This window comes from Leifsonia sp. ZF2019, assembly GCF_019924635.1.
Classification (GTDB): domain Bacteria; phylum Actinomycetota; class Actinomycetes; order Actinomycetales; family Microbacteriaceae; genus Leifsonia.
Window position 1 is genome coordinate 3,150,538 of the sequence record NZ_CP065037.1, and the last position, 22,657, is coordinate 3,173,194.

27 protein-coding genes, 1 pseudogene and 1 riboswitch are annotated in these 22,657 nt (G+C 70.2%); of the genes and pseudogenes, 10 read left to right on the forward strand and 18 right to left on the reverse strand.

Annotated features, from left to right (window positions below; translation table 11 throughout):
* Positions 1-160: 160 nt before the first annotated feature.
* From IT072_RS15515 to IT072_RS15550, 9 genes are all read right to left on the reverse strand, one after another.
* Positions 161-343, reverse strand: a complete 183-nt coding sequence (locus tag IT072_RS15515; protein ID WP_223357752.1) for a hypothetical protein — start codon at positions 341-343, stop codon at positions 161-163.
* A gap of 223 nt (positions 344-566) precedes the next feature.
* On the reverse strand, positions 567-761 hold the full coding sequence (locus IT072_RS15520) for a hypothetical protein (RefSeq protein ID WP_223357753.1): 195 nt from the start codon (positions 759-761) through the stop codon (positions 567-569).
* Positions 739-963 carry a hypothetical protein gene (locus IT072_RS15525; RefSeq protein WP_223357754.1) on the reverse strand — a complete coding sequence of 75 codons (225 nt, stop codon included), beginning with the start codon at positions 961-963 and terminating at the stop codon, positions 739-741. The genes IT072_RS15520 and IT072_RS15525 overlap by 23 nt, the downstream gene beginning before the upstream one ends.
* Positions 956-1,876, reverse strand: coding sequence for a hypothetical protein (locus IT072_RS15530; RefSeq protein ID WP_223357755.1), 921 nt, complete (start codon positions 1,874-1,876; stop codon positions 956-958). The genes IT072_RS15525 and IT072_RS15530 overlap by 8 nt, the downstream gene beginning before the upstream one ends.
* Entirely contained in the window at positions 1,873-2,076 is a 204-nt protein-coding gene (locus tag IT072_RS15535; protein WP_223357756.1) for a hypothetical protein, read from the reverse strand. The genes IT072_RS15530 and IT072_RS15535 overlap by 4 nt, the downstream gene beginning before the upstream one ends.
* 377 nt (positions 2,077-2,453) lie before the next feature.
* Positions 2,454-2,804 carry a helix-turn-helix domain-containing protein gene (locus IT072_RS21435; RefSeq protein WP_442786770.1) on the reverse strand — a complete coding sequence of 117 codons (351 nt, stop codon included), beginning with the start codon at positions 2,802-2,804 and terminating at the stop codon, positions 2,454-2,456.
* Positions 2,774-2,998, reverse strand: a complete 225-nt coding sequence (locus tag IT072_RS15540; RefSeq protein WP_223357757.1) for a hypothetical protein — start codon at positions 2,996-2,998, stop codon at positions 2,774-2,776. The genes IT072_RS21435 and IT072_RS15540 overlap by 31 nt, the downstream gene beginning before the upstream one ends.
* Positions 2,999-3,046: 48 nt before the next feature.
* Complete coding sequence (locus tag IT072_RS15545; RefSeq protein ID WP_223357758.1) at positions 3,047-3,241, reverse strand: hypothetical protein; 195 nt, start codon at positions 3,239-3,241, stop codon at positions 3,047-3,049.
* 32 nt (positions 3,242-3,273) lie between these two features.
* A complete protein-coding gene (locus IT072_RS15550) occupies positions 3,274-3,507 on the reverse strand; it encodes a helix-turn-helix transcriptional regulator (RefSeq protein WP_223357759.1) in 234 nt (77 codons plus the stop codon).
* Positions 3,508-3,610: 103 nt separating this feature from the next.
* Between IT072_RS15550 and IT072_RS15555 the strand changes: the two genes are divergently transcribed.
* The 3 genes from IT072_RS15555 to IT072_RS15565 all read left to right on the forward strand — a co-directional run bounded on the left by IT072_RS15555 (position 3,611) and on the right by IT072_RS15565 (position 7,752).
* Positions 3,611-4,201, forward strand: a complete 591-nt coding sequence (locus tag IT072_RS15555) for a helix-turn-helix domain-containing protein (protein WP_223357760.1) — start codon at positions 3,611-3,613, stop codon at positions 4,199-4,201.
* A gap of 88 nt (positions 4,202-4,289) precedes the next feature.
* Complete coding sequence (locus tag IT072_RS15560; protein ID WP_223357761.1) at positions 4,290-5,300, forward strand: site-specific integrase; 1,011 nt, start codon at positions 4,290-4,292, stop codon at positions 5,298-5,300.
* A 388-nt stretch (positions 5,301-5,688) separates the two neighbouring features.
* Positions 5,689-7,752: an HtaA domain-containing protein gene (locus IT072_RS15565; RefSeq protein ID WP_223357762.1), complete on the forward strand. Its 2,064-nt coding sequence runs from the start codon at positions 5,689-5,691 to the stop codon at positions 7,750-7,752.
* Between the two features lie 67 nt (positions 7,753-7,819).
* Here the strand turns inward: IT072_RS15565 and IT072_RS15570 are convergent, their stop codons facing one another.
* Complete coding sequence (locus IT072_RS15570) at positions 7,820-9,097, reverse strand: chloride channel protein (RefSeq protein WP_223357763.1); 1,278 nt, start codon at positions 9,095-9,097, stop codon at positions 7,820-7,822.
* A gap of 22 nt (positions 9,098-9,119) precedes the next feature.
* On the reverse strand, positions 9,120-9,755 hold the full coding sequence (locus tag IT072_RS15575; protein WP_223357764.1) for a DUF4232 domain-containing protein: 636 nt from the start codon (positions 9,753-9,755) through the stop codon (positions 9,120-9,122).
* A 121-nt stretch (positions 9,756-9,876) separates the two neighbouring features.
* Here IT072_RS15575 and IT072_RS15580 point away from each other — a divergent pair, with 121 nt between their 5' ends.
* Positions 9,877-10,974 carry a calcium:proton antiporter gene (locus tag IT072_RS15580; protein WP_223357765.1) on the forward strand — a complete coding sequence of 366 codons (1,098 nt, stop codon included), beginning with the start codon at positions 9,877-9,879 and terminating at the stop codon, positions 10,972-10,974.
* 15 nt (positions 10,975-10,989) lie between these two features.
* On the opposite strand, the gene IT072_RS15585 is transcribed toward IT072_RS15580, so the two are convergent.
* Positions 10,990-11,598: a TetR/AcrR family transcriptional regulator gene (locus IT072_RS15585; protein ID WP_223357766.1), complete on the reverse strand. Its 609-nt coding sequence runs from the start codon at positions 11,596-11,598 to the stop codon at positions 10,990-10,992.
* A gap of 91 nt (positions 11,599-11,689) precedes the next feature.
* Between IT072_RS15585 and IT072_RS15590 the strand changes: the two genes are divergently transcribed.
* Complete coding sequence (locus IT072_RS15590) at positions 11,690-12,394, forward strand: SDR family oxidoreductase (RefSeq protein ID WP_223357767.1); 705 nt, start codon at positions 11,690-11,692, stop codon at positions 12,392-12,394.
* On the opposite strand, the gene IT072_RS21315 is transcribed toward IT072_RS15590, so the two are convergent.
* The 3 genes and pseudogenes from IT072_RS21315 to IT072_RS15600 all read right to left on the reverse strand — a co-directional run bounded on the left by IT072_RS21315 (position 12,373) and on the right by IT072_RS15600 (position 14,123).
* Positions 12,373-12,876 (reverse strand): hypothetical protein, encoded by a 504-nt coding sequence (locus IT072_RS21315; protein ID WP_327058915.1) that lies wholly within the window; start codon positions 12,874-12,876, stop codon positions 12,373-12,375. The genes IT072_RS15590 and IT072_RS21315 overlap by 22 nt on opposite strands.
* A 22-nt stretch (positions 12,877-12,898) precedes the next feature.
* Positions 12,899-13,309 (reverse strand): annotated as a pseudogene (locus IT072_RS21320) (aldose epimerase family protein); the annotation flags it as partial.
* Positions 13,310-13,313: 4 nt separating this feature from the next.
* Positions 13,314-14,123, reverse strand: a complete 810-nt coding sequence (locus IT072_RS15600) for a DeoR/GlpR family DNA-binding transcription regulator (protein WP_223357768.1) — start codon at positions 14,121-14,123, stop codon at positions 13,314-13,316.
* Positions 14,124-14,205: 82 nt separating this feature from the next.
* Between IT072_RS15600 and galT the strand changes: the two genes are divergently transcribed.
* Genes galT through IT072_RS15620 form a run of 4 tightly spaced genes read left to right on the forward strand, consistent with a single transcriptional unit; the run spans position 14,206 to position 17,970 of the window.
* Entirely contained in the window at positions 14,206-15,402 is a 1,197-nt protein-coding gene (galT, locus tag IT072_RS15605; RefSeq protein ID WP_223357769.1) for a galactose-1-phosphate uridylyltransferase, read from the forward strand.
* On the forward strand, positions 15,399-16,559 hold the full coding sequence (galK, locus tag IT072_RS15610) for a galactokinase (RefSeq protein ID WP_223357770.1): 1,161 nt from the start codon (positions 15,399-15,401) through the stop codon (positions 16,557-16,559). Before galT ends, galK begins: the two co-directional genes overlap by 4 nt.
* Positions 16,560-16,617: 58 nt before the next feature.
* Positions 16,618-17,433, forward strand: coding sequence for an MBL fold metallo-hydrolase (locus IT072_RS15615; protein WP_223357771.1), 816 nt, complete (start codon positions 16,618-16,620; stop codon positions 17,431-17,433).
* Between the two features lie 9 nt (positions 17,434-17,442).
* Positions 17,443-17,970: a gamma carbonic anhydrase family protein gene (locus IT072_RS15620; protein ID WP_223357772.1), complete on the forward strand. Its 528-nt coding sequence runs from the start codon at positions 17,443-17,445 to the stop codon at positions 17,968-17,970.
* A gap of 71 nt (positions 17,971-18,041) precedes the next feature.
* Here the strand turns inward: IT072_RS15620 and IT072_RS15625 are convergent, their stop codons facing one another.
* From IT072_RS15625 to glyA, 3 genes are all read right to left on the reverse strand, one after another.
* Positions 18,042-18,539, reverse strand: a complete 498-nt coding sequence (locus IT072_RS15625; RefSeq protein WP_223357773.1) for a YbaK/EbsC family protein — start codon at positions 18,537-18,539, stop codon at positions 18,042-18,044.
* A complete protein-coding gene (locus IT072_RS15630; RefSeq protein WP_223357774.1) occupies positions 18,536-19,417 on the reverse strand; it encodes a bifunctional methylenetetrahydrofolate dehydrogenase/methenyltetrahydrofolate cyclohydrolase in 882 nt (293 codons plus the stop codon). The genes IT072_RS15625 and IT072_RS15630 overlap by 4 nt, the downstream gene beginning before the upstream one ends.
* Before the next feature lie 99 nt (positions 19,418-19,516).
* Entirely contained in the window at positions 19,517-20,842 is a 1,326-nt protein-coding gene (gene glyA / locus IT072_RS15635; protein ID WP_327058916.1) for a serine hydroxymethyltransferase, read from the reverse strand.
* Between the two features lie 34 nt (positions 20,843-20,876).
* A riboswitch (ZMP/ZTP riboswitch) is annotated at positions 20,877-20,975 on the reverse strand.
* Between the two features lie 135 nt (positions 20,976-21,110).
* Between glyA and IT072_RS15640 the strand changes: the two genes are divergently transcribed.
* On the forward strand, positions 21,111-22,622 hold the full coding sequence (locus tag IT072_RS15640) for a beta-N-acetylhexosaminidase (RefSeq protein WP_223357775.1): 1,512 nt from the start codon (positions 21,111-21,113) through the stop codon (positions 22,620-22,622).
* Positions 22,623-22,657: the final 35 nt, after the last annotated feature.

Consider the following 22,657-nt stretch of genomic DNA (forward strand, 5'->3'; position numbering starts at 1 on the left):
CGCGAACCTGGAGCACCAGATCCGCGGAAACACTGGGATCGAAGGGCATCACGCCCGCTGTGAAAAAACCCTGAGACTTGTGCGCACCGCGAGCAGCAGAACGCTAAGCGGTCCAGGAGGTGATGGGGGCGGGGGAGGTTCCCCCACCCCCATCGGGTGGTCATTCGCTGGTGATGCCGTGGAACGCTCGCGCGGCGGCGAGTTCTTCATCGGTGGCGAACTGAGGGTCGAGGGAGTCACGGGCACTTGGTGGTGCTGCCAGGACCTGGCGTGCTTCGGTGATTCGTGCTGCTCGCTCTTCCTCTTCGTGGATGAGGCGCTGGGCTTCGTGTCTGCCCATCATCGGTGGCTCCTGCTGAGCGCGTCGGCAACTGGGTCCGTCCCTGGCCTGTAGGTGTGGGTGCCTGATGGTGGGGCCGGCGGTGAAGCGATGGCCTCGGCGCGGAGGGCGTCGGCGCGTGCTTGCTGGCGCCGGGCCACGTCCTGCGGCGTGTCTCCGCGCTCTGCGTTGATGGGCTGGAGCCTGGCGACTGCGGCAGCTCGGAGCTGCGCAATGGTGCCGGTCATCAGCTCTGTCCCTTCATGCGGTCGTACGCACCAGCACCGAATGCCTGGTCGTATCGAGTGCGGTCGACGTTCGTCTGGATCTCCTCCGGAGTCTTGTCGTTCGCGCCGGGATCTGTTCCAGTCCAGGGCTTCTGAATGGTCTTCTTCGCCCGGGCCTGATTGCCCGAGATGCTATTGCTCTTCTTGCTCACCATCGTTGTTCACCTCCTCTTCCTCGTTGGGGTCAGTGAGGGCGGCGGCCGACATGCGGAGATGCCGGTCCTCGATCGCTTCCCGGAGCCGCTGTCGCTCCTCGCGCCAGTCCGCAGGGGCTGGACGGTTGAGACGTTCCTTCTGCTGTCGGTTGCGCTTCAGGATCTGGGCGCGGAGTTCGTTCGCGTTCGGAGAGTCAGCCACGGCTGCGTCCTCTCTGGGTGAGTCCCTGCACGACCGCCTCGTCTCGGCGCTGCTCCCACAGGTCGTCGATGCTCTTGCGATGGTCGCGGAGCTGGCTCTGGTTGAGGGGTATCCAGACCTCGACGTGATGGTCAGCGATCCAACGCAGGAGCTCGAGCGGTCGGTCCTCGATCGGTGCCAAGGGATTGTGCTGACCTTCCAGCGTGCCGAAGGTGTTACCCGAACGATCCTGGATCGTGAGGGACACCGACAGCCAGAACTTCGGCCACGCGGCCTCATACCCGCGGATGATGTGCGACAGCATCCACGGTTTCGGCAGGGACGGTCCGGTCTCTGCCAGCTGGTGCTGACCGACGAAGCTGGACCGCACGAGACTCTCGATCTCTGCGAAGGTGCGGGACAGCTCGGTAAGCCGAGTGAACGGCTGGAGGAGCTCCGGACGCACCACGATCTGGTCGACCGTCGCGCCGCCACGCAGCGGTCCATCGCACAACTGTCGGGCTTCGGCGACGACCGACTGGAGCCGTTCGTCGACCGCCTCGATGATCGCCGGAAGATGCTCGTTCAACCACACGCCCGCTCGTGACCGCGACCGCTCCAACGCCGTCTTCATCAGCCCATCCACGAGCTTCTGCAGCCGTGCTTCATCCTCCGCCTCGACAATCCTTCGAGCGACGTCCAAGACGCTCTCGCCGGCCAGCACCATCTCGACCCCCTGGTCGGAGTAGTAGCCGCCCACCTCGGACGTGGCGGGCGAGCTGAGCTGAGCCGATTCCTCGATGCGCTGCATCTCCGCCACCAGCGCGTCATACCCATCGAAAGTGGGTAGAAGGGGCGCGACCAATGGGTGGTCGGCGAGGCCTGCGTAGGTGCCCCCGAAGATCGGGGGCGTCGTTTCTGTAGTTGTGGTCATTCTGATTCCTTCCCGGGTGCGGGCTCTCCGCCACCCAAGGTCTTGTCGATCGACTCGAGCGAAGCGTCGAGGTCGTCAGCGACCCGGTTCAGCACGCGGCGGAAGAGCTTCCACTCACGTTCGTGCTTCCGGGCCAGGTCACGCCACTTCTGCACCTCGGCACGCAACTGGGCGTTCTCCTCGGCCAAGTCATCCCCCATGCCGGCGCTCCTCGCGCGTGTACTGGAGTCGCCTCGGGTGTCTCCACTCCATCCGTGGTTGCGTCACCCAGGAGACCGAGCCTCCATCTCGTCCACTCCCACTCCAGGGCCAGCGGCGCCGGGAGGCGGCGCAATAGCAACCACCCACCCAAAGCGAGGTCCGAACGCCCAACCGCCTCGAGAACTGCCAGCCTCGCTGCCGGCCGGCTGCCCTTGACCGTCGAGGATGATCACTCTCAGCGAGCGGAGCGAGCGGCCAGCGCCCGGGAGGGCGCGCATAGCCACGGAAGAGCGGCAAACGTGAGGTGCTTTTAACTTCGTGACCGGCTGGCGGGCAGGTTGGCTCCTCCCAACCTGCCCCGTGAAACGGGCAGGTTTCAAGCAACGAACCTGCCCGGCTCCCGGGCAGGTTGCTCGGGGATGTCGCACACCCGATACCGGGTCGAGCGACCGGGCCTACCCGGCTCGTGCTCGACGATGGCCCCGACCGCGAGGAGACGCGCGAGCGCCCCTTGGATCGTCGATCGGGCGATGCCGAGATCTCGGACAAGTAGCAGCTGCGACGGCCACGCGATCCCCGTGTGCTTGTCGGCTCGATCAATGAGCGCGATGAGCACGAGCCCCTCGTGTGCGGTGACTCCGAGAGCCTTGAAGCCACCTCGGACCAACCAGCGGGTCGTAATTCGAGCCACACCGTCTACTCCTCCGGGAGATGCTCGTAAATCCACTCGCAAGACACGCAGAGCTTCCGCGCCTTGCCGTCCCCGCCGTCGGCGGAGCCCGGGTCGACATCGTCGAGGGTCTCTCCACAGAGCGCGCGTGCCGAGGTGTGTCGAATCCTCGCCAGCTCGATGCGCGCCTTGAGGATGTAGTGGAGCTCATTGGGCTCCTCCTCGGGGTCGGTCCCGGTCACTTCCGTCACGGGTCGGTCCTCAACTAGGCTTTGCACGATGAAGTTCCTTCCCAGGGATCATTCGGCCGCCGGCTCAACCCCGGCGGCCTTCTTCTTTGCTTCGGCTGCCACCCACGCGATGTGACGCCGCAATTGCTGATCTGCGGCCGCCGTGAGCAGCGGAAGGGCGGCCAGTAAGCGCTCGGGCGCCGTCTCCGGCCCGATCGCGAGCGCACGGCTCGGGTAGATCTCTCCGTCAAGCTCGAGCGTCAAGCGCGCCTCTCCGGCTCCCGGACCCGCCATGCTCACTTGTCCTCCTGGACCGTGCCGTGCTCGTTCGCGGCCAGCCACTCCCGGATGCCCTCGCGGGGGTACCGAACCGCCGAGCCGCCGACGCGGACCCACGGTGGTCCCATCCGCTTCTGCCTCCATCGCGCGAGCGTCGCGACCGAGACGTCCAAGAACGCGGTCAGGACCGTGACGGTGGCGAGAGCCGGAAGGTCATCTACCGAGTCGTACTGCCGTACCGCAGTCTCCATAGCAACTCCTCTGTGTCTACGTAACACCAATCATTTGATTTCGTGTCTCCACGGACAGTATCAGGTGTTTCTTGGGAACACAAGAAGTGGCAGAATGTGTCAAGTGATCGAACTCGACTTCAACGGCATCGGCCAGCGCATCGCTTCATTTCGGAAGGAGCACGGAATGAGCGCCGAAAAATTGGCCGAGGTGTCCGGCGCTGGGCTGACGCGTTCCGTGGTGGCCAACATTGAGTCGGGGCGTCGCGGAGATATCCCCCTGAGCCAGCTCCTCGCAATCGCGTGGGCCTTGGGCGTGCCCCCGGCCGTTCTGATCTTCGACACAAGCCGGCCGCGCGACACGATCGAGACCACCGGCGGCGATCGGAGCATCGCGGAGTTGCTCGACTGGATGTCAGGATGGCCCGCACGAGGTCCGATGAACTCGCAGACGACCAAATCCACCGCCGCTTCATCGCGCCGGCTCCTGGGCATTCGCAACTACGACCGCACCGCGCGGATGCTGTCGGACCTCCTGCGAGCGAAGGAAGCCGTGACGAGCGACCCTTCCTTGGATACGGCAACGAAGGGCCAGCGCCTACACGAGCTCAACCTGCAGCTCGAGATGGTTGGCGATCAATTCGAGAGCGCCCGTCAGGCGATGTTGAGCGAGGGGGTGGACATCGATGGGTCGGCCTCCGCTTCCAATCAATAGCTACGGCGCGATCAGCACCACCGAGCTGGGGCCCGGGCGTTGGCGAGCTCGCACCCGCTACCGATTCGATGACGGCAAACTTCGGCTCGTGGAGCGAAGCGGGTCGACTCGCACGAAAGCGGAGAACACGCTCAAGGAAGCCCTGGTCAACATCCCAACGCCCACCTCCGCGAGCATCACCGGCGACACGCACCTGGAAGACTTGGCGAAGAAGTTCATCGACACCAAGCGGTCCGCGAACCTCGCACCCAGATCTCTCGACTCCTACCAATGGGCGATCACCGCCGCGATCGTCCCCGAAATCGGCGCTCTGCGCGTGCGAGAGGCCAGCACCGAACGTCTGGACCGGTTCCTCGTGAAAGTGGCTGAGGCCCGCGGCAAAGGGGCAGCGAAGACCTGCAGGAGCGTACTCAGCGGCATGATGGGGCTCGCCGTCCGCTCTGGCGCAGGGAAGATCAACCCCGTCCGCGAGGTCAGCTCGATCAGCCGGAAGAACGAGGGCGCCAAGCTGATCCCGATCAATGCGATGCCCGAGATCCTGGCAGCGGTCGCCGCCGATGAGGAGTTGCGGCGCCTCGACCTGGTGGACCTCGTGGAGCTCTGGGCGGGCACCGGCTTACGGATCTCCGAGTCACTTGCGCTCGAGTGGCCCGACGTCGACATCGAGGCAGGCACGCTCTCGGTGCGCGCGAATGTGGTCCGCGTGAAGGGCCAGGGACTTCTCCGCCAACCTCACACTAAGACGGACGCCGGCGAGCGCACGATCATCGTGCCGGCTCGTGTCGTCAACATGCTGCTCCAGCGGCGAGTCAGTTCGTCGACGGATCTGGTGTTCCCGTCGATGTTTGGCAAGCTCCGCGACCCCAACAACACGCTGGCCGACTGGCGCGAGCACCGCGACGCAGTGGGCGCCGCGGGCAGCACGCCGCACAGCTTCCGGAAGTACGTGGCGACCGTCCTTGACAAGGCCGGCCTCAGCGCGCGCGAGATCGCCGAGTATCTCGGCCACAAGCGGCCGTCGCTGACCCAGGACATTTACATGAGCCGGAAGGTGGGCGGTAGCGACGCTGCGGCGGCCCTGTCGATGGCGCTCGCCTGACCCATCACTTACCCATCACTTTCGCTGAGATTCGGGCAGATCGGGTGATATCAGGATCATCCCTACTTCCGCGCGAGGACAGCGATGTGAGGTCGGCTGCGCTCTGCCGATATCGACGTTCAGAAAATCCGCGGGTCGTGGGTTCGAGCCCCACCGGGCCCACCTCTCTTCCCCGCAATCCCTCGCGACGTTCGTGCCGAATCGTGAGTCCCGGGCGTTCTTTCGCGACATTCGTGCCGATTCCGCACTCACGCTCCCGGTGCTGAAGGCGGGATTCGTGGATGGACGGGGACGGTATGTTAAGGATAGGCTAACCTCACTTAGGTAACCCTAAGTTTCACCAGCCCGGCCGCTCGGCCGCCTCCCGAAGCGAGAGCCCTCTATCCTCATGTCACGATCCATCCGCCTGTGGAGCGCCGCCGTCGCGGCGTTCGGAATCGCTGCCGTCGGCACGTTCGCCGGCACCCCCAGCGCGGCGACGGCCGCCGCCGACCCCGGCGCCTACACCCTCGAGTCCACGGTGGCCGTCGGCGCCACGACGCGCAGTCTCGCGGTCGACGACGAGCGCGGCCGTGTGTATGTGCCCGTCTCGAGCGACCCGGGCGCCGTCACCTGGCTCGACACCGCGACGCGGACGCCCAGTCCCGACGCGTATCCGCTCGGCACCGCCGCGCCCGAGAACGTCGTGCTCAGCGCCGACCGCTCGACGCTCTTCGTCCTGCACTACGGGAAGGGCGTCCTCTCGGTGGTCGACACGGCGACGGGCACCGTCACCCGCACGGTCACGGGCCTGCCCACCTACGCGGGCGGGCTGGTGCAGGACACCGACAGCGGGATGCTCTATGTGCTCGACGACGGTCTCACGCCGGTCGACCCCGTCACCGGCACCGTCGGCTCGGAGATACCGATCTCCACGCAGGCCTACCCGCTGCTGAAGGACGCGGTGTACGACTCGACGAACCGCATGATCTGGATCGCGGAGGGCCGCGCGAAGGTCGTGACCGGCTTCAGCACGGTGTCGGGTCGCTGGATCGACAGTCTGAACATCCCGATCAGCTCGTTCGCCTACGACGGCACGGCGCTCGGCGGGCGCCCGGCGCGCCTCGCCGTGGACGAGCAGCTCGCGAAGCTCTACGTCGTCGTCCAGTCCACCCTCGCCGACAGCTGGGACGAGGACCGCGTCGTCGCGATCGACACCACCACCACGAAGCGACTCGGCTCGCCGATCGTCGTCGGCGAGACGGCCCGGGCGATCGAGGTGAATCCGGCCACCCACGAGGTCTACACGCTCAACGGGTTCTCGAACTCGCTCTCGGTGATCAGCCCGGATACCTGGTCCGTGTCGCACACGCTCGACTTCACCGCGCTCGGCGTCACCGCGGGCACCGGTGCCGGGAACGCGGACGTCTGGGCGCTGGGAGTGAGCGGCGACGGCGCGACGCTCTATGCCACCCACCCGTACGGACAGGCGCGGATGAGCGTGATCTCGCGCTCGGGCGCCGCCCCGGCGATCACCGCGCAGCCCGTGACGCCCGGACAGGACGACACGACACCGCCCGAGACCCCGGAGAACGAGCCGTGGGCGGGGCCCGCCGCCGGGTCGGCGTCGACCTCCCCGGCGGGAGCCGCGACCGTCGCGAACGCCCGCCTGAGCTGGTCGTTCAACGAGTATGCGAAGGCCTGGACGCGGGAGGCGCTCGGATCCGTCGAGCTGGCCGGCGACGACTTCGTGTTCACCGGAGGGACCGGGTGGACGGACCCCGCGACCGGAGCCACCTCGATCGCGTGGACCGACGGCTTCCGATTCCGCCACTACGCAGCGCTCGCCCCCGAGGTCGTCTCGACGCTCGGAAACCCGATCCTGACGGTCGCTGCCGACGGGTCCGGCAGCCTCAGCATGGACGTGGCGTGGTCGGTCGCTGCCGACACGACGAGCGACGGCTACCGCCGCGTGGTGGTGGCGACCTTCGGCGCAACCGCGGCGCAGCGCGCGGGAGACGACGTGACACTGACCGCGACGCCCGACTACGCGGGACGCACCTACGGCGCCAGCGCCTCGTCGTACCCGGCCGAGTTCATCGACTGGTTCGACCCCTCGATGCGATCGTGGTGGTACTCCACCGGAGCGAGCATGGACGCCAAGAAGGCGCCGAACCCGTTCGGCGTCTCCTTCACCGCGGCCGTGGCCAGCCAGCCGGGCACCGGAGGAGGCGACGACGGCAGCGCGCCGGGAACGGGAGACCCGACAGGATCGGGAACCTCCGGGAGCGGCACGACGGGCGCGTCGACCGTGTCGGGATCGGCGGACGCGCTCGCACGCACCGGGTCGGACCTGGCCCTGCCGTTCGTCGGCGCCGGTGCGCTCCTCCTGAGCGGAATCACCGTCACGACCGTCGGCCTGCTCCGCCGACGGCAGCGCACAGCGGCCTCGGACGGCTCGCGGACCAGCTGAGCGACACCTCAGCGCAGGAGGGGCGGCCCGGCATGCACCAGCACGCCGGGCCGCCCGTTCGTCATCGCTAGGCGACGCCGGTGACGCGCCCGCGCTCGACGAGGTAGCCCACCGCCACGGCTCCCGCGATGCAGAGCATGAGGGGCGCGAGGAGCTGGAGGCCCTGGTTCGTGAACTCCATCACGAGCACCAGCGCGGTGAACGGCGCCCGCATGGTCACCGCGAGGAAGGCCGCCGCGCCGATCAGGGCGAAACCCGCCAGGGGGGCGCCGGGCCACGCGAGATTCCAAACCGCTCCGATCGTGAGCCCCAGACCGGCCCCGATGGCGAGCGACGGCGTCAGCGTCCCGCCCGCCGCGCCGGCGCCGATCGTTCCGACGGTCGCCGCCGTCTTGACGACGGTGGTCGCGAAGATGAGCAGCACGGGAAGCGTCGCCGTGAAAGCCAGCTGGCCGAGCGAGCGCCCGTTGCCCAGGACGGCGGGCAGCCACAGCGAGACCACGCCGACCGCAGCGAACACGAGCGGCATCACGATCAGGATGCCCCAGGACGTCGGGCGGTGCCGCTGCGCGAACCCGGCGAGCTTCACGAAGCCGACCGCCGCGAAGCCGAGCACGGGACCGGCCAGCACCGACCAGGCCACGATCGTCGGCGTGAGCGGCACCTGTTCCACCGCGTAGAGCGGATTCGCCGGCACCACGACGCGCGCGACCAGCGCCGCGATCGCCGACGTCGCGAGCGCCGGCAGCACCGTGGCGAAGCTCACCTCGGCGAGGAGGATCTCGACGGCGAAGACGGCCCCGCCGAGCGGCACGTTGTAGACGGCGGCGAGGCCGGCGCCGGCGCCGCACGCCACGAGGATGCGGCGCTCCCGGGCCGAGACCCCCGCGCGCTCCGCGAGCCAGCCGGCCCAGAGCGCCGCCACCTCGCGCGGTGCCACCTCCCGGCCGATCGAGGCACCGAGCCCGACGATGACGATCTGCAGGCCCGCGTTGATCAGCGTCACGACGACGGGCATGCGCCGGCCCCCGACCGACGCCTCCACGGAGACGACCGCGTGGTCGGGGCGCCGGCTCCCCCACCGGCGCAGCAGCCACCAGCCGACACCGCCGATGACACCCGCCACGACCAGGGCGACGACGCGGCTGACCGGCGGCGCCTCGAGCAGCCCTTCCAGGAACGAGCCTTCCGAGTACCCGAAGGCGAGGTGCTGGATGCCGTGCAGCGCGAGGTAGACCAGGCCGCCGCCGATGCCCCCACCGACTCCGACGAGCGCGGTGACGACGACGAGGCGGATCAGCCAGGACGGGGTGCCGGGACGGCGCGCTGCTGCGGCGGGATGCACCGCACCAGCGTATCCGAGCGGGTCAGGCTCCCGGGACGAGGGCTCCCACGGTGAGCAGCGACATCGAGTTCGACTGGCAGGCCGTCACGTCGGCGTCCTTCACGAACAGCGATGCGGTGGATCCCGGCGGGTAGACGCGGAATCCATCGGCCTGCTTGGGGTTGCAGTCGGAAGCGGAGTAGTTGAGCGCCTGCACGATCTTGAGCGGCGCCTGCGCGGTTCCTCCCGGCTGCAGCGTCACGGTCGGGTGGGGCGTGCTCCGGTCGAAGTCCGCTGCGGCGCCGAGCTGGGTGCCGTTGCCGTCGCCCACGAAGGACACGCCGGGCCAGCCCTGCAGCGCGCACTCGGTGGCGCCGTTGTTGGTGAGCACGAGCGTCACCTCCACGCTGCCCGCCGCTCCTCCTCCCCCGGGCTGGATGCTGCCCGAGAGGGACGCCGTGTCGCACTGCCCGTCGACGGGTGCGGACGTGCTGGTGCCGGTGGGGCGCGGGGTGGAGGTACCCGTCGGCGTGGACGTCGACGTCGACGCCGCCGGTGTCGACGTGGGAGACGCCGCGGGCGAGCAGCCGGCGATCGTGAGGACGAGCGCTCCGGCGGCCAGCGCGGCGGCGGCCAGGCGGGAGGCGGGACGGGACGAGTCGATCCGGTAACGGGCCATGCGCCCATCCCACCAGCAGTGGCGGCGCTCGGCCGGACAGCACGCCGTGCAGGCCGGGATTCGCGGGTTCGATGCCTGCTCGCCCCTGCGCCGTGGAGGTGCACCCTGGCAGGATGGACCCATGAAAGCGACGATGTCCTGGCTCATCCGCTACTGGGCGGTCGTCGTCCCGATCATCGGCGTGGTGGTGCTCGCCCTGTTCTGGACCGTGGAGCTGCAGCCGTGGGCGGTCGTCCTCATCGCCTTCGTGCTGGGCGGCACGGTCCTCGCCGCGGTGCAGCACGCGGAGGTGGTGGCCCACCGCGTGGGCGAGCCGTTCGGCTCCTTGGTGCTGGCGGTCGCCGTGACCGTGATCGAGGTCGCGTTGATCGTCACCCTGATGACGACCGGCAAAGACTCGGAGTCCCTCGCCCGCGACACCGTCTTCTCGGCCGTGATGATCACGATGAACGGCATCGTGGGCCTCTCGCTGCTGCTCAGCTCGAGCCGCGGCACGATGTCCTCGTTCAACGCCAAGGGCAGCAGCGCGGCGCTCGCCACCGTCACCGCCATGGCGACGCTGACGATGGTGGTGCCGACCTTCACCGAGACCCCCGGTCCGCAGTTCTCACCCAGCCAGCTCGTGTTCGCGGCGCTCGCCTCCATCGCCCTCTACGGCATGTTCGTCTTCACCCAGACCTTCGCGCATCGCGACTTCTTCCTGCCGGTCACTCACACGGACGACGGGACCGACGACGAGGACAGCCACGCTGAGCCCCCTTCCACCCGGACCGCGCTGATCAGCGTCGCGCTGCTCCTGGTCGCCCTGGTCGCGGTGGTCGGGCTCGCCAAGCTCGAGTCGACGCCGATCGAACGCGCCGTGACCGGGATCGGCCTGCCGCAGTCGTTCGTGGGTGTCATCATCGCGCTCCTGGTGCTGCTCCCGGAGGGCATCGCCGCCGCCAAGGCCGCACAGCGCAACCGCATGCAGACCAGCCTCAACCTGGCGCTCGGCTCCGCCATCGCGAGCATCGGACTCACGATCCCCGCGATCGCAGTCGCTTCGATCTGGCTGCCCGGCGCGCTGCATCTCGGGCTCGGTGCCAGTCAGATCGTGCTGCTGGCTCTGACGGTCGCGGTGAGCATCCTCACACTCATGCCCGGCCGCGCGGTCCGGATGCAGGGCGGCATCCACCTGATCCTGTTCGCGGCCTTCATCTTCCTGTCGATCGCGCCGTAGCCCGACCGCGCGGGATCACGCGCGGGCCGTGCTCCCCACCGCGGCGTCGAAGAGCTGCTCCGCCGCCCGGCGGGCGGCGAGCGGGGTTCCACCGCAGAGTGCGGCGCTCGCGGAGGCGCCGTCGAAGAGCAGCGTGAGCTGGACGGCGAGCAGGTGCGGATCCGCGGCGCCCGCCGCCTCGGCCTGCCGCTGGAAGAAGTCCGTGAGCCGGCCCTTGAAGTGGCGCGCCACGTGGGCGGCCGGGTGCTCGCGATCGCGGAGCTCGGTGGCCACGTTGACGAACGGGCAGCCGTAGAAATCGCTGGAGCGCGCGGCTTCGTGCAGGGCGTCGAAGACGTGGAGGACGCGGTCGCGCGGGGAGCGCCTGTCGTCCTCCGTGAAGTAGCCGGCGACCACCCGCGGACCGTACTCCTGCAGCATCTCGGCGACGATCGCGTCCTTGCCGTCGAAGTGCTGGTAGATCGAGCGCTTGGAGACCGCGGCCTCCTGCGCGATGCGGTCCACTCCGACGGCGCCGACTCCCTCGCCGATGAACAGGCGGGCGGCGGCGGCGAGCACCCGCTCGCGCGGCTTGGGCCGGGGCGCGGGCGGCGTGACGGGCGCGGCATCGGCTGTGGAGGTCATCCAGCGATTCTAGAGGCCCGCTTGCGCAAAGTAAACCGATCTGTTTACATAGCCGAGTACACCGATCAGTTTACTTTTGGAGGACCGACTCATGACCGACCTGAACGGACGCATCGCCCTCGTCACGGGCGCCAACCGCGGACTCGGCGCCGCCTTCGTCACCGGTCTGCTCGACCGCGGGGCCGCGAAGGTCTACGCTGCCGCCCGCCGGCCCGAGACCGTGGCCGTCCGCGACCCGCGCGTCGTCCCGCTCGCCCTCGATGTGACCGACCCGGAGAGCATCCGCCGCGCCGCCGAAACCGCATCCGACATCAGCGTGCTCGTCAACAACGCCGGCATCGCCGTCAACCAGTCGCTCGTCTCGGGCGACCTGCAGGAGATCCGCCGCGAGTTCGACACGAACTTCTGGGGTCCGGTGCTCGTCACCCGCGCGCTCGCGCCGGCGATCGAGCGCAACGGCGGCGGCGCGATCGTGAACATGCACTCCGCGCTCAGCTGGCTGGCGCTCGGCTCCTACAGCGCGACCAAGGCGGCCCTGTGGTCCGCCAGCAACTCGGCGCGCGTCGAGCTGGCACCCGCGGGCATCCAGGTCGTCGGGGTGCACGTCGGCTACGTCGACACCGAGATGGCGGCGGGGGCGGAGGGCGTGAAGGTACCGCCGACGCAGGTCGTCGACGAGGCGCTCGAGGCCGTGCTGGCCGGAGAGGCGGAGGCGATCGTCGGCGATGTCGCCCGGCACGTGAAGTCCAAGCTCCACGAGGACGTGCGCGCGCTCTACCCCCAGCTGGCCAGATAGGACGACCCGGCGAAGCCCTCCGGCCGGATCCCCCAGCGCACCGTCCACTCCTCGCCCGGCTCGAGCCAGCGCAGACCCTCTCCCGAGTTCAGCGCATTCGCGGGCGCGGTCATCGGCTCCACGGCGAGCGCCACGTCGCCCGGCTCCTTCGTGGCGAACGAACGGTGGGTGAAGACCTGCACGTAGGCGAACGCGGGATCGCTCCAGAGCACGACCCGGCGGCCGTCGTCGGCGGCGAGGGCGTGCTCCGGCCGCTCGGCGAGGCCGCCGAACCCGTCGTTGACGTCGAGGTCGCTCACGCGCACGCCGGCGGAGAGGTCGAAACGGGTTCCGGCCACCGGGGCCGTCCCCGTCACGTTCAGGCGGTCGTCGGTCTCGTAGCGTGTGGCGGCCGCGACGGTGATCGTGAGCTGGTCGGCGGGCACGTCTCCGATGCGCAGGTTGGGGGTGTGCGCCGATCGCGACCGGCGCACGCCGCTCACCGGCGTTCGCGATGGTGTGGGTGACGGTGAGGCCTTCCGTGTCGAGTTCGTGCTCGACCACGGTGTCGAGCAGGAACGGGTACCCGGCCTGCGGGTAGATCGTCGCCGCCTGCGTGACGGAGGAATCGGTGCGGGCGACCAGGGTGTAGGGCGAGAAGCGCAGGAGGCCGTGACTCGCGTTGCCGAGCGCGGGCTCCGTGAGCGCGAGCTGCTGAGCCGTTCCGTCGAGCTCCCAGCGGCCGTCCTTCACACGATTGGGCCACGGCACGAGGACGATCCCGTCGGCGGACGGCGGCGTCGCCCCCTCCGCGAACGGCTCCGTCAGGTCGACGCCCGCATAGCGGAGGGTGCGGATGCCCGCCGCGACCTGTGTGATGGTCGCGGTGAGATCGCCGAACTCGAGGTCGTACTGATCGCCGGTGGGTGCTCGCATGGGCTCAGCCTAGGCCCGCGGCGACGGTCACGGGCAGCCCGGCCCCGCGCAGGGCGGCGAGCTGAGGGGAGAACGCCGAGGCGCCGGTGATGAGGGCGGCGACCTCGTCGACCCCCGCGATGCGTCCGAGGTGCGTCCGGCCGAGCTTGGAGCCGTCCGCGACCACGACCGCCCGCTCTGCGGTGGTCACCATCGCCCGCTTGAGGTCGGCCTCCGGCAGGTTCACGTTGGTGATCCCGCCGCTCGGGTGGACTCCGGTGCAGCCGATGAACGCGAGGTCCGCGTGCACACGCTCGAGCAGGCTGGAGGCGAGCGGTTCGACGAGCGAGTGCTGCAGCGGCCGCAGGGTGCCGCCGGTGACGACGACCTGGAAGCGCGGGATGGCGCGCTCCAGCTCGAGCGCGATCGTCAGGCCGTTGGTGATCACGGTCACGTCGGTCAGTTCCTCCCGGTCGACGAGGGCGCGCGCGATGGCCGCGGTGGTCGTGCCGACGTCGAGGAGCACACTGCTGCCGGACGTCACGAGCGACGCCGCAGCGAGGCCGATCGCGCGCTTCTCGTCGGCGGAGGCTTCCAGAGCCTCCTCGAAGCTCGCTTCGCGCATCCCGGCGCCGCGCAGCACCGCGCCACCGTGGACTCGCCGGATGCTCTGCTGCTCGTCCAGAGCGTCGAGGTCGCTGCGCACCGTGACGTCGGAGACCTGGAACGCCTCGCTCAGCTCGCTGACCCTCACGAAGCCGGCACGTCCGATCAGGTCGAGCATCCGCTCACGGCGGAGGGCGGCGGGCAGCGGGTCGCGCGGCGATTCGCTCATACGCCTTATGCTGTTCTGCTTGCGTTTGGTTGTCAATACGAAAGCTAATCGGTACATTTGCTTTCGGAATCGAAAGGCTGGCATGGCTTCCATCACCAAGCGCCCGCACGTCCTCTCCGACGGCCGGGACCTCATCTACTACGACGACGCGGACTCGACACTGGCTCCCGACCGCGCGCCCGACCTGCGCGAGCCCGCACCCCGTCCCGCGACGGCGACGATGCGCCAGGATCCGCTCACCGGCGAGTGGGTGTCGATCGCGGCCGCCCGCCAGAACCGCGTCATGCTGCCGCCGGCCGAGCTCGACCCGCTCGCTCCGGCCACCCCGAGCAACCCGTCGGAGATCCCGAGCGTCTACGACGTCGCCGTCTTCGAGAACAAGTCGCCGTCCTTCGGTCCGCTGCTGGAGGACGCCGACGCCCCGCTCGGTCTCGACGACCTGGCCGAGGTCGGTCTCGGCCGCACGCGCACCTCCGTCGGCCGCTGCGAGGTCGTCTGCTTCAGCCCGGCGACCAGCGGCTCGTTCGGGAGTCTCACGCCGTCCCGCGCCCGCACCGTTATCGAGGCCTGGGCCGACCGCACCGCGGTGCTGTCCGCGCTGCCGGGCGTCCGCCAGGTGTTCCCCTTCGAGAACCGCGGGGAGGCGATCGGCGTCACCCTGCACCACCCGCACGGGCAGATCTACTCGTACCCGTACATCACCCCGCGGACGAGCGCGCTGATCCGCTCGCTCGACGCGTACGGCCCCACGCTCTTCGCCGACATCCTCGAACGCGAGCGCGCCTCCGAGCGGGTCGTGCTCGCCGGGGAGCACTGGACGGCGTTCGTGCCGTTCGCCGCCCGCTGGCCCGTCGAGATCCACGTGCTCCCCCACCGCCACGTCGCGGATTTCGCGGAGACGAACGACGCCGAGCGCGACGAACTGGCGACGCTCTACCTGCGCGTGCTGCGCGGCGTCGACGCTCTCTACGACTCCCCCACGCCGTACATCGCGGCCTGGCACCAGGCTCCGGTCGACGTGCGTCGCGACGAGATCCGTCTCATGCTGCAGATCACCTCGCCCCGCCGTGCCGCGGATAAGCTGAAGTTCCTGGCCGGCTCCGAAGCCGCGATGGGCGCCTGGATCGGCGACGTCCCGCCGGAGAAGGCCGCCGAGGCCCTCCGCGACGCCGTCGCGCGGGCCGACCGAGAGAACCCGGTCGGCGAGCTGCCCTCCGGCATCTCCGGCCTGGTCACCGTCACCCCCGCCACCACCTCCGACCGAAAGGCCGACCGATGACCGATCTGCGCTCCGGCGTCCGCGACGACTTCGCCGAGGTGTTCGGCCGTCGGCCCGACGGCGTGTGGTCCTCCCCCGGCCGGGTGAACCTCATCGGCGAGCACACCGACTACAACGACGGCTTCGTGCTCCCGTTCGCGATCAACCGGCGCACCGTCGCCGCGCTCGGACTCCGGGAGGACCGCACCGTGCGCGTCGGCAGCACCTTCGCCGACGAGCTGGTCGAGATCGACCTCGACGCGCTCACGCCCGACGCCCTCGCGGGCTGGTCCGCCTACCCGCTCGGCGTCACCTGGGCGCTCGGCGAGTTCGGCGCCGACCTGGCCGCCGTGCCCGGCTTCGACCTGCTGATCGACTCCAACGTCCCTGTCGGCGCCGGGCTGTCGTCGTCGGCCGCCATCGAGGGCGCCGTCGCACTCGCGCTCAACGACGTCTGGCGGCTCGGCCTCGACCGCAAGACCCTCGCCCGCGTCGGGCAGCGTTCCGAGAACGTGGCCGTGGGCGCCCCGACCGGGATCATGGACCAGTCCGCCTCCCTGCTCGGCGAGCCCGACTCGGCCGTGTTCCTCGATTGCCGCACCCTCCACTCGGAGATCGTCCCGCTGGGTCTTGCCGAGGCCGGACTCGAGATCGTCGTCATCGACACCCAGGTGGAGCACGCCCACGCGACCGGTGGCTACGCCGAGCGCCGGGCCTCCTGCGAGGCCGGTGCGGCCGCGCTCGGAGTCCCCTCGCTACGCGACGTCTCGGTCGCGGACCTCGATCGGGCGCGCGCGATCCTCGACGACGTGACCTTCCGCCGTGTCCGCCACGTCGTCACCGAGGACCAGCGGGTGCTCGACACCGTCCGGACCCTGCGCGAGCAGGGGCCCACCGCCATCGGCGACCTGCTCGACGCCTCCCACGCCTCGATGCGCGACGACTTCGAGATCTCCGTCCCCGAGCTCGACCTCGCGGTCGAGACGGCGCAGGCGAACGGCGCGATCGGCGCGCGCATGACAGGCGGCGGCTTCGGCGGCTCCGCCATCGCGCTGGTCCCGGCAGACACCGTCAGCCGGGTCCTGGTCGCGCTCGACGGTGCGTTCGCCGAGCACGGCTTCGGCCAGCCGAACCTCTTCACCGTCGTCCCGTCGGAGGGCTCGCGTCGCGAGAGCTGACGGCCGGCCTCACCCGGCGTTAACCTCCCGGCAACCGGCCGGGAGGAACATGGACCGGATGACGGATCCCGAGATCACCTGGCTCGACGCCGACACGGTGCAGCTGCGACAGCCCAAGTCGTCGCACTGGGAGGCGCCGTTCCTGTTCCTGCTGTTCGGGCGCCGTCGCGCGCTCCTGCTGGACACCGGCGCGACCGGCGACGAGACGGTGTTCCCGCTGCGCACGACGATCGACCGGCTCACCGACACCTGGCTGCGCCGCAACCCCGCCGTGTTCCTGCGGCCGTATCCGCTCGTCGTCGCCCACACGCACGCCCACCGGGATCACATCGCCGGAGACCTGCTGCTCGCCGCACGGCCCGCGACGACCGTCGTCGGCACGACGCCGGCGCAGGTCATCTCCTTCTTCGGCTTCCGCGCCTGGCCGGACGAGATCGTCGAATACGACCTCGGCCAGCGCCCGATCGACGTCATCGGCGGCCCCGGCCACGAACCGTCCGCCGTCGTGTTCTTCGACCGTCGGACCGGGATCCTGCTCACCGGCGACACGGTGCTTCCCGCGCACCTCTACATCCACGATCCCGGGCAGTACCGGGCCACCATCGACCGCCTGATCCGGTTCCGCGACGCGGCGCCGGTGCGCGTGCGCGAGCTGAGAGGCGCCCACATCGAGATGTCGCGCGAGCCGGGCGTCGTCTACCCGCCCGGGACCATCGATCAGCCCGACGAACCGCCCCTGGAGCTCCCGCCGCGCATCCTGAACCGGGTGCGGGATGCGCTCGACGAACTGCCGGGCTCCCCCGACGGGCGCGTCGTGCGCAAGCGCTTCATCGTGGTCGACGAGAGCAGGGAGCGGCCCGCCGAGGCTGGCTAAGCTGACGGGATGACCATCGTCACCCTGTCCGACGGCTCGACCCCCCGCGTCGCTGCGGACGCCTTCGTCGCCTCCGGCGCCGTCCTCGCGGGGCGCGTTCGACTGCTGTCCGGCTCGAGCGTCTGGTACAACGCCGTGCTGCGCGCCGAGGCGGAGGACATCACGCTCGGCGAACGCAGCAACATCCAGGACAACGTCTCCTGCCATGTGGACGCGGGCTTCCCGTTGACGATCGGCGCGGACGTCTCCGTCGGCCACAACGCGGTGCTGCACGGCTGCACGGTCGAGGACGGCGCCCTGATCGGGATGCACGCCACCGTGCTCAACGGCGCGGTGATCGGCGCCGGATCCCTCGTGGCGGCGGGCGCGGTGGTGCTGGAAGGCACGATCGTCCCGCCCGGATCGCTCGTCGCCGGCGTGCCCGGCAAGGTGCGCCGTGCGCTCACGGACGAGGAACGCGCCGGTCTCCGCGCGAACGCGTCGTCCTACCTGCGACTGCGGGACGCGCATCCCTCTCATCCCACCGCCGACCACTGATCGAGGTTCACGTCGTTGCGCCCATTCCGGCGTTTTGACCGCAACGACGTGAACTTCAGCGAGGGGTGGGGTCAGGAGGTGGGGGGCTCCACCGGGCCCGGGTCGCCGTTCGTGATGCGCACGAGCTCGGCGAACGTCGTCGGGAACACGGTGTGCGGGTGGCCTGCGGCCGCCCAGACCTCCTGGTAGCCCGCGAGCTCGGTATCCACGACCGTGCGCAGCGGCGCGGGATGCCCGACCGGCGCGACTCCACCGATCGTCTGGCCGGTCGCCGCCTTGACGGTCTCGGGGCCGGCGCGGCGGATGCGACCACCCAGCCGCTCGCCGAGGAATGCTGTGTCGACGCGGTGGGCGCCGGAGGTCATCACGAGCAACGGCTCGCCGTCGATCGTGAAGACCAGCGAGTTCGCGATCGCGCCGACCTCGACGCCCAGTTCCGCGGCCGCGGACACGGCTGTCGGCGTCGCCGCCTCGAACCAGCGCACCCGCGGCTCCACGCCGGCGGCGAGCAGCGCTGCCTCCACCTTCTCGACGGCCGGGTGCGTGCGGTCGGCGCCCTCCGCGCTCATGCCAGGGACCGCTCCGCCGACTCGACCACGTTCTGCAGCAGCAGCGCACGCGTCATCGGGCCGACCCCGCCGGGGTTCGGCGAGACCCACGCGGCGACCTCGGCCACATCGGCGGCCACGTCACCGGCGACGACGCTCTTGCCGGTGACCGGGTCCTCCACGCGGCTCACTCCGACGTCGAGGACGATCGCGCCGGGCTTGACGTTCTCCGCCGAGACCAGGCCGGCGACGCCCGCCGCGGCGACGATCACGTCGGCGCGCTTCAGGTGCTCGTCCAGGTCGACGGTCCCGGTGTGGGTGAGCGTCACCGTCGCGTTGTACTCGCGACGGGTCAGCAGCGAGCCGATGGGGCGCCCGACGGTGACACCGCGGCCCACGACGACGACGTGCTTGCCGCTCAGCTCGATGCCGTGGCGCTCCATCAGCTCGATGACGCCCCGCGGGGTGCACGGCAGGGGTGTGGTGATCGGCCGGTTGACGTTGAGCACCAGGCGGCCGAGATTGGTCGGGTGCAGGCCGTCCGCGTCCTTGGCGGGGTCGACCAGCTCGAGGATCGCATCGGTGTCGAGGTGCGCGGGCAGCGGAAGCTGGACGATGAACCCGGTGCAGTCGGGGTCGGCGTTCAGTTCTTCGATCACGGCCTCCAGCTCGGCCTGGGAGATGTCGGCCGGGAGGTCGCGGCGGATGGAGGCGATTCCCACCTCCGCGCAGTCGCGGTGCTTGCCCGCCACGTACCACTGCGAACCCGGGTCGTCGCCGACCAGGATGGTGCCGAGCCCGGGCACCACGCCCTGCTCGCGCAGCCGCGCCACGCGCTCCGTCAGCTCGCTCTTGATCGAGGCCGCCGTCGCCTTGCCGTCCAGAATCTTCGCGCTCATGTTCCCTGCTCCTTCACGATCGGCCGTCGAGTACGCGGATCGTCCGCGTACTCGACGGTCTCCCGCCGACTTTGTGTGTACTCGAGTGGTGGGGCCGGGTCAGATGGAGGACGGAAGCTCGACCGGGAAGGCGTCCTGTCCGGAGGGGGTCAGGCCCGGGTAGAGCGGGAAGGCCGCGGTGAGGGCGTCGACGCGCGAGCGCAGCGCCGCGGTGTCGGCACCCGGCACGAGCGCGGCGGCGATGATGTCGGCGACCTCGGTGAACTCGGTGTCGCCGAAGCCGCGGGTCGCGAGCGCCGGGGTGCCGATGCGGAGGCCGGAGGTGACCATCGGCGGGCGCGGGTCGAACGGGACCGCGTTCCGGTTCACCGTGATGCCGACCTCGTGCAGCACGTCCTCCGCCTGCTGGCCGTCGAGCTCCGAGGTGCGGAGGTCGGCGAGCACCAGGTGCACGTCGGTACCGCCCGTGAGCACGTCGACGCCGGCCGCGCGGGAGTCGTCGGCGGTGAGGCGGGAGGCGAGGATCTGGGCGCCGCGGATGGTGCGCGCCTGGCGGTCCTTGAACTCCTCGGTCGCGGCCAGCTTGAACGCCGTCGCCTTGGCGGCGATGACGTGCATGAGCGGGCCGCCCTGCTGGCCGGGGAACACGTTGGAGTTGAGCTTCTTGGCGAGCTCGGTGTCGCGGCTCACGATGAAACCGGAGCGCGGGCCGCCGATGGTCTTGTGCACCGTGGAGCTGACGACATCCGCATAGGGCACGGGCGACGGGTGCAGACCCGCGGCGACGAGTCCGGCGAAATGCGCCATGTCCACCCAGAGCTTGGCGCCCACCTCGTCGGCGATGTCACGGAAGGCCGCGAAGTCGAGGTGCCGGGGGTAGGCCGACCAGCCTGCGATGATGACCTGCGGCTTGTGCTCGCGCGCCTTGTCGCGCACGACGTCCATGTCGACCAGGAAGGACTCCGGGTCGACGCCGTACGAGACGGCGTTGTAGAGCTTGCCGGAGAAGTTGAGCTTCATGCCGTGCGTGAGGTGGCCGCCGTGCGACAGCTCGAGACCCAGGATGGTGTCGCCGGGGGTCGCGATCGCGGAGAGGACCGCGGCGTTGGCGGAGGCGCCGGAATGCGGCTGGACGTTCGCGTACTCGGCACCGAACAGGCTCTTCGCCCGGTCGATCGCCAGCTGCTCTGCGATGTCGACGTACTCGCAGCCGCCGTAGTAGCGGCGGCCCGGGTAGCCCTCGGCGTACTTGTTGGTCAGCACGGAGCCGACGGACTCGAGCACGGCGCGCGGGACGAAGTTCTCGGAGGCGATCATCTCGAGGTAGTCGCGCTGGCGGCCGAGCTCGAGCTGCAGCACCTCCGCGATCTCGGGGTCGACCTCCGCGAGGGGGGCGGTGAAGGTCGAGGGCAGGGTGTCGGTCACAACGGGCTCCTTCGGACAGGGATGGACATTCGTACGTATCGACCCAGGCGCGCGGCCGAATCCACCCATGCTTTCGAGGTACCGTCGTCGCTCCCCGATGGTGACCATCTGAGCGCCAGTCGCGACGTGGGCAAGCATAGCAAAGGCGGGTGCGTGCCGTGCCCTTGCCCCTGGGTCAGGAGGGCTGCGATACTCGCTGGTGGCCGCCCGGCGGGGTGGACGGAGGCGGCCGACACCCGAGCAGTCCCCAGCCGCGTTAGGAGCCTCCGTGGTCGTACCCCGCCCTGTCGAGCTCGAGAGCACGACCGATGCGCCTTTCGTCCTCGGGCCCACCGCCCGGATCAGCGTCGCCGGGGCGGGAGCGGAGAGCGTTGCCGCCCTGCTGCGCGACGCGCTCCGCAGCGACTGCCGCCGCGAACTCGTCGTCGTGATCGAGCCGCCGGAGTACGGCGACATCGCCATCGTCGTCGCCGACCACGAAGGTCCGGAGGGGCACCGCGAGGAAGGGTACTCGCTCGACGTCGCCGCCGAGGGCGTGCGCATCGGCGCAGCGACCGCGGCCGGCGCGTTCCACGGCGTGCAGACCCTGCGCCAGCTCGTTCCGGCGTCGTGCTCCGACGATCCCCTGACGATCGACGCTGTGCGGGTGCGGGACTACCCGCGCTACGCCTACCGCGGCGCGATGCTCGATGTGGCCAGGCACTTCTTCCCGGTGCGCGACGTCGAACGGTTCATCGACGCGATCGCCCTCCTGAAGGTCAACCACCTCCACCTGCACCTCACGGACGACCAGGGCTGGCGGCTGGAGATCCTGTCGCGTCCCGAGCTCACGCGCATCGGCGGGTCGACGGCGGTGGGCGGAGGCGCGGGCGGCTTCTACACGCAGGACGAGTACCGCGGCCTGGTCGCCTATGCCGCCGAGCGGCACATCGCGATCGTGCCCGAGATCGACATGCCCGGCCACACCAACGCGGCGCTGGCCTCGTATCCCGAGCTGAACCCGGACGGCGACGCGCCCGACCTCTACACCGGCACGACGGTCGGCTTCAGCACTCTGCTCACGGGTGACGAGGCGACCGAGCGGTTCCTCGCCGACGTCATCGGGGAGGTCGCCGCGCTCACACCCGGGCGGCTGCTCCACATCGGCGGCGACGAGTGCCTCAGCACCTCGCGGGGGGACTTCGTGCGCTTCATCGAGCACGCCGCGGCGCTCGTCGCGGCCGCGGGCAAGACGCCGGTCGGCTGGCACGAAATGGGCGCGTGCGACGCGCTGCCCGCGGGGACGGTCGGCCAGTACTGGGACTTCCGCACGCCCCGCGGGAACGCGGCGGAGGACATCCTGTCGTTCGTCCGACAGGGCGGCGCGGCGATCATGTCGCCGGCCGACGTCGCCTACCTCGACATCGTGTACGCGGAGGGTGATGCGATCGGTCAGGACTGGGCCGACGGTCCGACCAGCCTGTCCGCAGCGCTGCAGTGGGACCCGGCGCGTATCGTGCCGGGACTCGGGGACGCCCACATCCTGGGCGTCGAGGCGCCGCTGTGGACCGAGACGGTCGAGACGATCGAGCAGGCCGAGGAGATGACCTTCCCGCGGCTGGCCGCCGTCGCCGAGATCGGCTGGTCCCCGGCCCCCGCCGACACCGAGCAGGTGGAGGCCGCGCGCGACTTCCCCGCGTTCGCCCGGCGGCTCGCGGCGGTGGCGGAGCACTGGGATGCCTCCGGCACCTCGTACCGTCGCGTCGCCGAGGTGCCGTGGCCGGAGGGCGCTCGCCCCTGATCCCGCGCCGGGCTCCGCAGCAGCCGTCGCGGGCT

Bases quoted from the DNA above. Each gene is read 5' to 3' on its own strand.
- IT072_RS15625 (WP_223357773.1), bottom strand. From the start codon at position 18,539: ATGAGCGCGGAGGGCGCCGACCGCACGCACCCGGCCGTCGAGAAGGTG.
- IT072_RS15530 (WP_223357755.1), bottom strand. From the start codon at position 1,876: ATGACCACAACTACAGAAACGACGCCCCCGATCTTCGGGGGCACCTAC.
- galK (WP_223357770.1), top strand. From the start codon at position 15,399: ATGACCGATCTGCGCTCCGGCGTCCGCGACGACTTCGCCGAGGTGTTC.
- IT072_RS15630 (WP_223357774.1), bottom strand. From the start codon at position 19,417: ATGAGCGCGAAGATTCTGGACGGCAAGGCGACGGCGGCCTCGATCAAG.
- IT072_RS15550 (WP_223357759.1), bottom strand. From the start codon at position 3,507: ATGGAGACTGCGGTACGGCAGTACGACTCGGTAGATGACCTTCCGGCT.
- IT072_RS15585 (WP_223357766.1), bottom strand. From the start codon at position 11,598: ATGACCTCCACAGCCGATGCCGCGCCCGTCACGCCGCCCGCGCCCCGG.
- IT072_RS15580 (WP_223357765.1), top strand. From the start codon at position 9,877: ATGAAAGCGACGATGTCCTGGCTCATCCGCTACTGGGCGGTCGTCGTC.
- IT072_RS15535 (WP_223357756.1), bottom strand. From the start codon at position 2,076: ATGGGGGATGACTTGGCCGAGGAGAACGCCCAGTTGCGTGCCGAGGTG.
- IT072_RS15565 (WP_223357762.1), top strand. From the start codon at position 5,689: ATGTCACGATCCATCCGCCTGTGGAGCGCCGCCGTCGCGGCGTTCGGA.
- IT072_RS15575 (WP_223357764.1), bottom strand. From the start codon at position 9,755: ATGGCCCGTTACCGGATCGACTCGTCCCGTCCCGCCTCCCGCCTGGCC.
- IT072_RS15520 (WP_223357753.1), bottom strand. From the start codon at position 761: ATGGTGAGCAAGAAGAGCAATAGCATCTCGGGCAATCAGGCCCGGGCG.
- IT072_RS15515 (WP_223357752.1), bottom strand. From the start codon at position 343: ATGATGGGCAGACACGAAGCCCAGCGCCTCATCCACGAAGAGGAAGAG.
- IT072_RS15615 (WP_223357771.1), top strand. From the start codon at position 16,618: ATGACGGATCCCGAGATCACCTGGCTCGACGCCGACACGGTGCAGCTG.
- IT072_RS15600 (WP_223357768.1), bottom strand. From the start codon at position 14,123: ATGAGCGAATCGCCGCGCGACCCGCTGCCCGCCGCCCTCCGCCGTGAG.
- IT072_RS15590 (WP_223357767.1), top strand. From the start codon at position 11,690: ATGACCGACCTGAACGGACGCATCGCCCTCGTCACGGGCGCCAACCGC.
- IT072_RS15620 (WP_223357772.1), top strand. From the start codon at position 17,443: ATGACCATCGTCACCCTGTCCGACGGCTCGACCCCCCGCGTCGCTGCG.
- galT (WP_223357769.1), top strand. From the start codon at position 14,206: ATGGCTTCCATCACCAAGCGCCCGCACGTCCTCTCCGACGGCCGGGAC.